The sequence below is a fragment of the Acidaminococcus sp. CAG:542 genome (assembly GCF_000437815.1).
Lineage (GTDB): Bacteria > Bacillota > Negativicutes > Acidaminococcales > Acidaminococcaceae > Acidaminococcus.
Genome location: NZ_FR902024.1, coordinates 1 through 4,807, shown reverse-complemented (window position 1 = coordinate 4,807; position 4,807 = coordinate 1). Strand labels below are relative to the sequence as shown.

At 58.1% G+C, this 4,807-nt stretch carries 1 protein-coding gene and 1 pseudogene; both read right to left on the bottom strand.

Annotated elements, in window-relative coordinates; translation table 11 throughout:
- Window positions 1-600: 600 nt before the first annotated feature.
- Entirely contained in the window at window positions 601-4,356 is a 3,756-nt protein-coding gene (locus tag QVO43_RS01365; protein ID WP_288174294.1) for a zinc-ribbon domain-containing protein, read from the bottom strand.
- Window positions 4,357-4,371: 15 nt separating this feature from the next.
- Window positions 4,372-4,434 (bottom strand): annotated as a pseudogene (locus QVO43_RS10095) (zinc-ribbon domain-containing protein); the annotation flags it as partial.
- Window positions 4,435-4,807 lie beyond the last annotated feature (373 nt).

Genomic DNA, 4,807 nt, shown 5'->3' with positions numbered 1-4,807 from the left:
TCGGCTGGAGACTAGTGACTAGAGACTGTAAGCTCATGTCCATTTGCCCCCGGCAAATGGTCTCCTTTGGCGCGAGACTGAAAAGCGGCTGGCCGCTTTTCGTTCTCCGTTCTCCTTGCAATCCCCTGTAACTGTGTTATAATGAAAATACAAATGGTGCTGTCTGGTGACGGTCAGCCCCATAGCAGTGTATGGAAAGAAATCCGCCTACTGTTGGAAGCTGGAGGCGGATTTCTTTATGCCCGAATTGCAACGATAATCACGAAGAGGATTACCAAAAAGGTAAAAAAATCGTATTTCGTCATAGGGCTCCACCCCATTTCTGGGGCAAGATTTGACCGCCTACCGTATAGACAACACCGTGTACAGTATAACATATCGTGATATGGGAAGCCAGATGCCGGGCATCTGGCTTTGAACGTTTTGGCCCCTTGGGCGGCCGGGATGGGTTTGCCTTCGGCGAACCCCTACGCCGCCGTTGTCCATGGACCGATAACAACGCAATACTCCGGAGGGTCCTGGTCTTTGCAGGGTGCGGCCAATCGATGAAATACGTTTTCATCAGTTTGCCAAGCCCTGACGCTCTGCTCTCTGCCCTCTTTACTTGCCCTTCAGCAGCTTGTTCAGCCCTTCACAGAACGCTGTCAGTTCGTCATCCCGGGCTATGGCCAGGAATTTCCGGTTCCCGGGCTGGAGGATCATTTTGCCGCTCCACATGCTGGTGGGCGGTTCTATCCGGCCGATTTCTTTGAGGGGAACGGCTCCCGTTTCAGAGGAAATGAGGGTATCCCAGGTCAGGAGGAAGCCGTCCCGGGCCGTTCCCCTTACGGTTTTGTCGCAAAGGACAAGGACATCCTTTGGATCCAGCCCATAGCTTTGGGCATAGCTGGACAGGGCATTGGCCATCTTCTTGGGCGGGATATCAGGGGCACAGTACAGATAGGTATTGGTTTTATTGGCCAGGGGAGCCAGCTGCTGTACAAAGGCCAGGAGGGCTGCCCGGTCAGTTCCTTCTGAAGAGGTCTCTTTTTCTGCAGGCCCCACTGCCAGAGGAGCACCGCAATGGGAACAGAACCGGGCCCCCGGTTTGGCCGGGGTTCCGCATTGGGAACAGAAACCTGCGGCCGGGCGGTCAGCAGGGACAGCGGGCGCCTCCTGAGCAGCAGGCCGGGGTTCCTCCGCCGCCTGGCTGCCGGAGGGTTCCCTTTTGTCTTCCTCTTCGTCTTCCTCTTCCTCATCGGCAAAGACACCGTGGGCTTCGGCAAGATTGTATTCTTCCTTGGACAGGATCACTTCTTCTGACAGCCAGGAGGCAAAATTGGCATCCAGACTGCTGCAGTCACTTTCTTCAAAGGTACAAAGGACAAAACCCGTATCACTCTGGAGCGTATGATCCTGGTCCAGGAACACCCGGCAGAAATCATCCACGAAGGCTTTTCCGCCCTGGGAGGTGAAGATATCCCCTTCGTCTGTCAGAAGGAACCCTTTCTTTCCCTTTCCCCAGAGCAGGGCGTTGGAGGCATCACAGAGCAGCAGGACTTCAGAGCGGTCCACACCCAGACGGCTGCCGTAGGCCTTCATGGCGTTGTCCAGAAGGTCTCCGGGGATATTGTCCCCCAGATAGTAATGGCTGCCTTCAAGCTGAGCCCCATGCTTGCTTTCCAGATAGGCCAGAAGGTCCGGGTATTCACCGGCAGCCTTCAGACAGATCCGGGCGGTTTTCGTTTCCTCCGTTTCCGGCTGGAGGCTGGCCGCCCGTTCATACCAGCTCATGGCCTTCCCATAATCGTAACAGTCTTCCAGATCCTGGTTGCCCCGGAGTGCCGCCGCCTTCACCATGGCTTCAGCGTTTTCTCCTGCTGCGGCCTCTTCATAACAGGCCAGAGCCTCCTCAACGCGTCCTGCCGCCTGGAATGCGTCCCCCAGGGCCAGGTCCACCTGCTGCAGAGGGGCCAGGGCTTCTGCCAGATTTCCGGCCAGGGCTGTGCGCAGCAGGTCCCGGGCTTTTTCCAGGTCCTTTTCACAGCCTGTTCCCTTTTCCCGGCACAGACCGGTCTGGAGACATGCCTGGGGATCCTTCGCCTCAGCCCCTTTCTGATACCACTGGAAAGCGGCCTCCTTATGGCCGGCTTTGGCTTCTTCCAGGCCCATCCGGGCACAGGCCGGCCCAACGCCCTTTTCAGCCGCCTGGCGGATCAAAAGGTCTGCTCCTGCCAGATCCACAGCCGTCCCTTTTCCATTTTCTTTCAAACGGGCCAGTTCCCAGCAGCCTTCCGGACTGCCACAGTCCGCCGCTTCCTGGTACAGGGCACAGATTTCTGACCAGTCCGTTTCTTCTTCCTGCCGGAGCCGGGCCCCCTGTTCCAGATCCCAGGCAGCAAGGACTTCCCGGGCCTTCCCGTATCCCAGCTTCGCGCTGCGCCGGAGATAGTCCAGGGCCCTTTCTTCGTTACTGTCCTTGTATTTTTGGTAGTTCTTGAAAAGGGCCTCCTGGAAGGCAGGGGTATGGCGTGCCTTGTTGGTCCGTTCCAGGGCTTCTGCGGCCCCTTCTACGCCCAGTTCCGCAGCCTTCCCATAATACTTTGCGGCCTTGTCAAAGTCCTGGCCGTCTTCCATTTCCGTCCCGGTTTCATAGAGTTCGCCCTCTTTCATATTGGCTTCTCCATGGCCCCATCTGGCCGCCGCGGACAGGTAGTCGTATTCCGGAGACCCGTTTTGGACACTCTGCCGGTAGAATTCCCAGGCCGCATTGGGATTCCCCAGTTCTGCCGCCGTCTTCAGCCATCGGGCCGCTTCTTCCGGGTCCCCCAGATCCCGGCACACAAGTCCCAACCGGCACATGGCTTCCCTGTCCCCCATGTCCGCAGCCGCCTGATAAGAGGCCGCCGCCTGCTGCCGGTCTCCCTTGTCCAGGGCCTTCCGGGCGTCCTTTTTGAAATTTTCCACCTGAGCCGCGGCCACTGCCTCATAAGGCGGGGCAAACCGGATATTATAGAAGCGGATCTTTTTGGCTGCAAAATCCAGGGGCTCCGTCCCTTCATAGGCAAACTGGAGATGGTCACCGAACCCGTAATAAGAAACATGTTCCAGCTCCGGATAGAAGGGAAGGGTCTGGTCGCTGGCATTGACCAGCACAACCCGTTCTTCCTCATACCCTTCCGGATACTCCCGCATCAGATACTGGAGAGCCGCCATTTCCCCAGGGGTCCTGATGGCCTGGCCTTTTTCAATGCCCAGGCAGTCCACCCAATAGGGAAAAGGGATGTTCCCTTTCTGATGGAGGCCGCTCCATAAATCCCCGGCCAGGGAAAGCCCCTCTCCTTCCGCATCCGCCACTTTCAGGATATCCGGAATGGCCTCCGGGGCCAGTTTCGCCATGGCCCGGTATACGGAACGGCTGTCCGCAGTCTGGGTCAGGCAGTCACAAAGGGTCTCCATGGCCGTTTCTTTGCTGCAGCGGCCTTTTTCCATCATCACCTCGATGTTGTCCAGCCGGCTCTCCACTTCTTTGTTCCGGAAGCTGAAGGGAGGGAGCTTGTGATGCTCTGTCAGGGTCACCATCAGGTAGTTGACCAGCCAGACGGAAATCACGTTGTCCGCCAGATTGCCCCCCAGGCTCCCGTAATTCCGGCGGTCCAGACGCTGCCGGATGAACCGTTTGGCCCTGTCTGAATAGGAATTGCCCGTAACAGCCCGTCCCAGGGCGCTCAGTCCGTCGGAAGCCATGTTGAGCATGCCGGCTTTCACCGCACCGGTAATGGCCCCGGTGATGCCGAAGCCGCCTCCCTGCCAGTGGGCCTTGTTCATCTCTTTTTCTTCCCCCAGCTGCTCCAGGTAGCGGGAGATCGCCGCCTGGTCTTCGGCCAGCCCGGTAACCAGTTCTGTTTTCTTGTACTGCTCAAAAAGTCTGTCTTCCAGATCTTTTTTACTTACAAAATCGATGCCGTGATTGAGCAGGACTTCCACCGCCGCCTCTATGGAAGGATCGCAGGCATTAAAGATGATCCTGGTCAGGTCCCCCACCAGGGAAGCCGGGTCCGTGTATTCCTCCACCGCAACGTGTTCCCGGATATACCGGCCCACAAGCCGTCTCTGCCGGGCCCCTTCCCGGTTGAAGGGGGCCCACAGCTGCCGCCGCAGGGCCAGAGGCCGGGGGAAATCGATGTGATATTTGGAAAGGATGACGCACTGGCTGCCCGGCACATCGGGCAGGGTTTCCTCCACAGGTGCAGGGGCCGTCTCTCCACCGGGCTTTCCGGATGCAGAAGGTGCCGCCGGGGCCGCTGTGCTGCCTGCCGGGGCCCCTGCCTCTTTGTCTGCCGCCGGGGCACTTTCCGGCACCGTACCGTTTGGCATTTCCGGCATCCTGGCCCCGCAGTTAAAGCAGAATTTGGCCCCATCCGGCAGTTTCGTACCACAATTTATGCAAAACATTTTCAGTCCTCCTCTGAAAAGATTTTCCTTATGTCAGTACTACTCTACCATACCTGGCCGGAGAAAAAAAGTATGAAAGAGGGCGGCCGGGCCCCTGGGGCCGTTTCTGACTTCTTGCCATGCCCTCCGGGCGGCCGGGACGGGTTTGCCTTCGGCGAACCCCTACAACCTCGTTGTCCATGGACCGATAACAACGTAATACTTCGGAGGGTCCTGACCTTTGCAGGATGTGGCCAATCGATGAAATACGTTGTTATCGGTTTGCCAGACCCTGACGCTGTAGGGGTGGGCCCCAGGCCCGCCCTTCCCGGCCTGCGGGTTTCAGATATTCCCAGGAACCCGCCCTGCGGGTTCCTTCCATCGGCTGGAGACT

What these genes read in the sequence shown, in the direction of transcription:
- QVO43_RS01365 (WP_288174294.1), bottom strand. Translation starts at nt 4,356, where the DNA reads ATGCCAAACGGTACGGTGCCGGAAAGTGCCCCGGCGGCAGACAAAGAG.